Genomic DNA, 5,449 nt, shown 5'->3' with positions numbered 1-5,449 from the left:
CGCGGGCGGTTGCCGCCGGGAGCCGCCTCGCCCCCCTGGGCGCGGCCCTGCTTGGGGGCGCCGGAAGGCTTGCCGCCGCGTCCGCCGGGCTTGCCCGAGCGGGCGGGGCGGTGGGTGGCGCCAAGCGGCCGCTCGCCGAAGCTGGTTTCCAGCTCGGTGCCGATCAGCTTCTCGATCTGCTTCAGTTCCTTGGTTTCCTCGGCCGAGCAGAAGGCCACGGCGCGGCCGTCGCGGCCGGCGCGGGCCGTGCGGCCGATGCGGTGGACGTAATTGTCCGGGACGTTCGGCAGGTCGTAGTTGTAGACATGGCGCACTTCGGGGATGTCGATGCCGCGGGCGGCCACATCGGTGGCGATGAGGACCTTCAGCTGGCCGGTGCGGAACGCCTTCAGCGCGCGGTCACGCTGGCCCTGGCTCTTGTTGCCGTGGATCGCGCCGACGGAGAACCCGTCGCGTTCCACCGCGCGGGCCAGCCGGTCCGCGCCGTGCTTGGTGCGGGTGAAGACCAGCGCCAGTTCCTGGCGGTGATCCGCCAGGAGGCCGATCAGATGGCCGGTCTTCTCGGATTGCGGCATGAAGCGGACTTCCTGCTCGATCCGGTCGGCGGTCTTGCCCGGGGGGGTGACGGAGACCTTCACCGGGTCGGTCAGGTAGGCCTGGGCGATCTCTTCCATCTGGTCGGCCATGGTGGCCGAGAACAGCAGCGTCTGGCGCTGCTTGGGCAGAAGCGACGCGATCCGGCGCAGCGCGTGGATGAAGCCGATATCCAGCATCTGGTCGGCCTCGTCGAGCACCAGGAACCGGGTGTCGTGCAGCGACAGGTCGCCCCGGTCGATCAGGTCCAGCAGCCGGCCCGGCGTGGCCACCAGCAGGTGGACGCCCTTGGACAGGCGCTGCGCCTGGCGGTTGACGGAGGCACCGCCGGTGACGATGGCCAAGCGCAGATGCGCGCCCTCGGTGATCATGGCCAGGTTGTCGGCGATCTGCTGCGCCAGCTCGCGCGTCGGCGCGAGGATCAGCGCCTGCGCGCTGCGCAGCTTGCACTTCTGCTGATCATGCATCAGCTTCTGCGCAAGCGGCAGGCCGAAGGCCATGGTCTTGCCGGTGCCGGTCTGGGCCAGGCCCATGACGTCGCGGCCTTCCAGCGCATGCGGGATGGCCTGGGTCTGGATCGGGGTCGGCTCGGTGATCTTGGCGGCGGCAAGCGCCTCCAGCAGGCGGGGCTTAAGCCCCATCTGGTCGAAACTCATGAACGGATATGTCCTGTCTGGCGGCGCGGGGCCGCGATATGGGTCCGGCGAAGTCCGGGAAGTGGCTGCGGGCACCGCCGCCTCTTCGGGCGCGACGGGCGTAACCGCAGACCGGGACGGCCGCATCGTGGTACATGGGACATCCGGGCATCTGACGCATGCGGGGCAGGGGCGACAGGCGATTACCTGTTCCACATGGGGGCATGGCGCGCGAATGTCAAACGGAATCGCGGCGCGCCGCCCGTCATGGCGCCACCGTCGCGGGATCCGCGCCGCCGCCTTCCCCCGGCGACGGGGCGGGATCGGGGGTCTTAGCCGTGCATTAAGGTTAGCGGAATATGACGGGCCACGCATCGCCAAGGGAGGCCACTGCCATGCGTCATTCCCGCTGCTGCTTCTTCCTGCTGACCGTCATCGGGCTGGGCCTGCTGGGGCTGCAGGGTCTCGCCGCCATGTAGCCGCGCAACGCAAAGGGCGCGCCACCCTCGCGGATGGCGCGCCCTGACCCCGGGACAGGCAGGCCTGTCCGGTATTATGCGCGGTCTTCGACGTCCGGCTGCGGGGTGGAATCACCGCTTTCGTCGTCATGCGCGGCCGAGCCGATCTCGTCGAACAGTTCGGCGATCTCGAATTCGGCGGCTGCCTCTGCCTCGGCGGCCAGTTCCTGGATGGATTTGCCGGAGGCTTGCAGCTCGGCTTCTTCCTTGGAACGGGCGACGTTCAGCGCGATGTCGACCTCGACTTCCGGATGCAGGGTCACGTGCACGGTGTGCAGGCCCAGTTCCTTGATCGGTTTCGACAGCTTGACCTGCTTGCGGTCGAGGGTGAAGCCACCGGCGGTCGCGGCCTCGGCGGCGTCACGCGGGGTGACGGACCCGTAGAGCGCGCCGGCATCCGAAGCGGAGCGGATCACGATGAACTGTTCGCCGTCGAGCTTGGCAGCGAAAGCCTCTGCTTCCTTCTTGGTCTCGAGGTTGTCCGCCTCGAGCTGGGCCTTGCGGGCCTCAAAAGATTTCACATTCGCTTCCGAGGCGCGCAGCGCCTTGCCGGTGGGCAGCAGGAAGTTGCGGGCATAGCCGTCCTTGACGGAGACGACTTCGCCCATCTGGCCGAGCTTGGCCACGCGCTGGAGAAGGATCACTTCCATGGGAATCGCTCCTTACTTCACGGCATAGGGCAGCAGGGCGAGGAAGCGGGCGCGCTTGATGGCGCGGGCCAGCTCACGCTGCTTCTTCGCCGAGACGGCGGTGATGCGGGACGGGACGATCTTGCCGCGCTCGGAGATGTAGCGCTGCAGCAGACGGGTGTCCTTGTAGTCGATCTTGGGCGCGTTCTCGCCGGAGAACGGGCAGACCTTGCGACGGCGGAAGAACGGTTTGGTAGCCATGTCTGTCTCTCCTTACCGGCGGTCGTCGCGCGGGCGGCGGTCGCCGCGGTCGCGTTCGTCGCGCTTCTGCATCTGGACCGAGGGGCCCTCTGCATGCTCGTCGACGCGGATGGTCATGACGCGCATGACATCGTCATGCAGGCGCATCAGGCGTTCCATTTCCTGCACGGCCGGCGCGGGCGCGTCGGTCTTCAGGAAGGAATAGTGGCCCTTGCGGTTCTTGTTGATCTTGTAGGCCATCGTCTTGACGCCCCAGTACTCGGATTCGACGACCTTGCCGCCGTTATCGGACAGGACGGTGGAGAAGTGTTCCACAAGACCTTCGGCCTGCGCGTTGGACAGGTCCTGACGCGCAATGAAGACATGCTCGTAGAGAGGCATGTTTGCTCCAGTTCTGTTCAGGCGCGTTTCATAGAAGCGGATGATCCCTTCGCCCCGCTTCGCGAGAGGCCGCGCCGTTCATCTGTGTCTGCGAAGGATGCGCCTACATACACGGATTATTCCCCGGTGCAAGGGGCGGGGCGCGGCGCCGGGGGCGGGTCTGCACAGACCGGGGGTACGGCTGTTCGCTGGCGCACAGCAGGCGTGGGATTTGACGCAGTGGACAGAATCCCGTCGCGTGACGACATTCGGGCAGGAACAGCAATCCCATCCCGGAGACCTCCCATGTCCAAGCTTCTTCTCGCCTCCGCCCTGACCGCCCTGACCGCCACCGGCGCCATGGCGGCCGAGACCTATGCGATCGACACGACCCATGCCCAGATCGTGTATCATTACAACCACCTGGGCTTCTCGACCACTTACGGGATGTTTTCGGGCATCACCGGCGAGATCCAGTTCGACGAGGCCGATCCGGCCGCCTCCTCGGTCTCGGTCTCCTTCCCGGTCTCGTCGCTGGCCACCGGCGATGACGAGCGCACCGCGCATTTCCAGACCGAGGATTTCTTCGGCGCGGAGGCGAATCCCGAAGCGACCTTCACCTCGACCTCGATCGAGGTGACGGGCGAGACCTCCGCCGAGATCACCGGCGATCTGACGGTGAACGGAATCACCAAATCCGTCGTTCTGGACACCACCATGACCCAGAAGGGCGACCATCCGATGGCGGGCAAGCCCTGGATCGGCTTCACCGCCACGACCACGCTGACCCGGTCGGATTTCGACATGGGCATGTATGCCCCCTATGTCGGCGACGAGGTCGAGGTCTTCATCTCGGTCGAGGCGATGGACGCCTCCGCGGAGTAACTCCGCGCCGCGCCCCCGGTTCTGCGCTCCGCCGCCTCCGCAGCCTGCTGCGGGGGCGGTGCCGCATCGGTCATTATGCAACCGCAGCATGGGATCTGGCCAAGCCCGCGGCGATCGCCTAAACCGTCCCGGTCACAGGGAAGCCAGCTTGAGGTAACGAGCATGCCGAAAATCACCTATATCGAGCATAGCGGCACGGAACATGTCGTCGAGGTGCCCGTCGGGCTGACGGTGATGGAAGGTGCGCGGGACAACAGCGTGCCCGGGATCGATGCCGATTGCGGCGGCGCCTGCGCCTGCTCCACCTGCCATGCCTATGTCGATGCGGGCTGGGCGGAGAAGCTGCCCGAGATCGACACGATGGAAGAGGACATGCTGGATTTCGCCTTCCAGCCCGAGCCGGGGCGGTCGCGCCTGACCTGCCAGCTGAAGGTCACGCCGGAGCTGGACGGGCTGGTGGTGCGCCTTCCCGAAAAGCAGATCTGATCCCCGCCGGGGCGCCGCGACATCCCGCGCGCCCCTGAAAGCGCCCGGCCCGCGGCGCGTGGCGGGCGCGGGGCCCGTGGCGGCCGGGCCGGGGCGCTGGCGGCAATGTGAGAGCCCGGCGCCTGTCGGGGCGCGATGATCCGGTGTAGCATTCCCCGGCGCGGCACCCGCCGCAGGACAGGAGATCGCGATGACCTCACCGATGCCCGCCGGCCTCCTGCTTGCGGCCCTCGCCGCCCTGCCCGGGACGGGACAGGCGGCGGAGGCGATGAGCGGCGCGGCCTTCGGCGCCTATGTCGGCGGCAAGACCCTGACCTATGCGCATGACGGGGTGGTCTACGGGATGGAGCAGTACCTGCCGCAGGGCCGGGTGATCTGGCGCCATGTGGACGGTCCCTGCGAGGAGGGCGTCTGGTTCGAGCGGGACGGGCAGATCTGCTTCGATTACGGCGATGGCATCCCGCTGCAATGCTGGCAATTCGTCGAGGAGGGCGGCCGCCTGGGGGCGCGGTCGCAGAGCGATCCCTCCGGCACCTGGCTCTACGAGGTGCGCCGCTCCAGCGAGCCGATGGACTGTCCCGCGCCCTATCTGGGGACCTGAGCCCGGCCCGGCGCCCCGGCGCGCGCCGTCAGTCGTCGAAGAGCGAGCCCTGCGGCGCGGGGGGCGTCCGGGACGTCTTGCTTGCCGCCTTGCCGCTGGGGCTGCCGCCCGCGGCGACGGCGTCGAGGCGGCCATCGGCGAATTGCAGCTCCAGCGCCGCGCCGGGGGCCGGGGTCGCCCGGCTGGTGACCAGCGCCCCGTCGGCATCGCGCACCAGCACGAAGCCCCGCGCCAGCACCGCGCCGTGGTCGTAGCTTTGCCGCGTGCGGTCGAGCGCGGCGAGCCGCAGCCGCGCGTCGCGGAAGCGCGCCTTCTGCAGGTCGGGCAGGCGCGGGGAAAGCCGTGCCAGATCGCGGCGGCCGCGAGCGATGCCCTGCTCGAGGGCGGCGGTGCCGAGTTTCAGCGCCTCCAGCCGGTCGCGGCGGCGGCGCAGCCCGGCCGCGCCGGCGCCGGGCATCCGCAGGGCAACGGCCTGCAGCC

Annotated in this window: 8 protein-coding genes; 3 read left to right on the top strand and 5 right to left on the bottom strand. The window is 68.6% G+C overall.

All coding sequences use genetic code 11. The annotated features are described in order from the left end of the window. From ICN82_RS20645 to rpsF, 4 genes are all read right to left on the bottom strand, one after another. Positions 1-1,250, bottom strand: a 1,250-nt coding sequence (locus tag ICN82_RS20645) for a DEAD/DEAH box helicase (protein WP_193187097.1), incomplete at its 3' end; no start/stop codon positions are given. Positions 1,251-1,782: 532 nt separating this feature from the next. Next, positions 1,783-2,397 (bottom strand): 50S ribosomal protein L9, encoded by a 615-nt coding sequence (gene rplI, locus ICN82_RS20640; RefSeq protein WP_193187094.1) that lies wholly within the window; start codon positions 2,395-2,397, stop codon positions 1,783-1,785. Between the two features lie 12 nt (positions 2,398-2,409). Continuing rightward, entirely contained in the window at positions 2,410-2,637 is a 228-nt protein-coding gene (rpsR, locus tag ICN82_RS20635; protein WP_093361330.1) for a 30S ribosomal protein S18, read from the bottom strand. Positions 2,638-2,649: 12 nt separating this feature from the next. Next, the gene (gene rpsF, locus ICN82_RS20630) at positions 2,650-3,018 is read right to left on the bottom strand and encodes a 30S ribosomal protein S6 (RefSeq protein WP_193187091.1); all 369 of its coding nucleotides are present in this window, start codon (positions 3,016-3,018) and stop codon (positions 2,650-2,652) included. A gap of 285 nt (positions 3,019-3,303) precedes the next feature. Here rpsF and ICN82_RS20625 point away from each other — a divergent pair, with 285 nt between their 5' ends. From ICN82_RS20625 to ICN82_RS20615, 3 genes are all read left to right on the top strand, one after another. After that, positions 3,304-3,882, top strand: coding sequence for a YceI family protein (locus ICN82_RS20625; RefSeq protein ID WP_193187088.1), 579 nt, complete (start codon positions 3,304-3,306; stop codon positions 3,880-3,882). Between the two features lie 162 nt (positions 3,883-4,044). After that, positions 4,045-4,368, top strand: coding sequence for a 2Fe-2S iron-sulfur cluster-binding protein (locus ICN82_RS20620; protein ID WP_193187085.1), 324 nt, complete (start codon positions 4,045-4,047; stop codon positions 4,366-4,368). Positions 4,369-4,558: 190 nt separating this feature from the next. Then, a complete protein-coding gene (locus tag ICN82_RS20615; protein ID WP_193187082.1) occupies positions 4,559-4,969 on the top strand; it encodes a hypothetical protein in 411 nt (136 codons plus the stop codon). A 28-nt stretch (positions 4,970-4,997) separates the two neighbouring features. On the opposite strand, the gene ICN82_RS20610 is transcribed toward ICN82_RS20615, so the two are convergent. Continuing rightward, positions 4,998-5,449: exodeoxyribonuclease VII large subunit (locus ICN82_RS20610; protein ID WP_330999044.1), on the bottom strand; the 452-nt coding region annotated here is incomplete at its 5' end.

Origin of the sequence: Mangrovicoccus algicola, from assembly GCF_014903745.1 — a bacterium.
GTDB lineage: Bacteria > Pseudomonadota > Alphaproteobacteria > Rhodobacterales > Rhodobacteraceae > Mangrovicoccus > Mangrovicoccus algicola.
The sequence above is the reverse complement of the archived record's forward strand: the minus strand, read 5'-3'. Positions and strand labels throughout refer to the sequence as shown.

Excerpts from the sequence above, each read along its gene's own strand:
- rpsR (WP_093361330.1), bottom strand. The coding sequence starts at position 2,637 with ATGGCTACCAAACCGTTCTTCCGCCGTCGCAAGGTCTGCCCGTTCTCC.
- rpsF (WP_193187091.1), bottom strand. The coding sequence starts at position 3,018 with ATGCCTCTCTACGAGCATGTCTTCATTGCGCGTCAGGACCTGTCCAAC.
- ICN82_RS20615 (WP_193187082.1), top strand. The coding sequence starts at position 4,559 with ATGACCTCACCGATGCCCGCCGGCCTCCTGCTTGCGGCCCTCGCCGCC.
- ICN82_RS20625 (WP_193187088.1), top strand. The coding sequence starts at position 3,304 with ATGTCCAAGCTTCTTCTCGCCTCCGCCCTGACCGCCCTGACCGCCACC.
- rplI (WP_193187094.1), bottom strand. The coding sequence starts at position 2,397 with ATGGAAGTGATCCTTCTCCAGCGCGTGGCCAAGCTCGGCCAGATGGGC.
- ICN82_RS20620 (WP_193187085.1), top strand. The coding sequence starts at position 4,045 with ATGCCGAAAATCACCTATATCGAGCATAGCGGCACGGAACATGTCGTC.